This window comes from Carboxydocella sp. ULO1 (genome assembly GCF_002049255.1).
Taxonomy (GTDB): domain Bacteria; phylum Bacillota.
Genome location: NZ_BDLQ01000117.1, coordinates 1 through 264, shown reverse-complemented (window position 1 = coordinate 264; position 264 = coordinate 1). Strand labels below are relative to the sequence as shown.

Genomic DNA, 264 nt, shown 5'->3' with positions numbered 1-264 from the left:
AAGCGATACGGAATCAAGTGTCAGGGAATGGAACAGTGTTCAGTTAGTCAGGGAATACGTATACCGCTAGCGGAAAACCGACGGATATTCACGCCGATCGACCGGGCAAGCTATAAGTGGGAAAAAGAATATAAAAAACGCACCGCAGTAGAAAGGGTAAATAGCAGACTCGATGTATCCTTTGGATTCGAACAGCATACCATTCGGGGCATGGCCAAAATGAAGCTGCGGTGCGGACTGGCCCTATGTGTTATGCTAGCAATG

General features: G+C 47.7%; 1 protein-coding gene. It reads left to right on the top strand.

Features of this window, described 5'->3' with window-relative positions:
* A partial coding sequence (locus ULO1_RS12345; protein ID WP_200806965.1) for a transposase occupies positions 1 to 264 on the top strand: 264 nt, incomplete at both ends.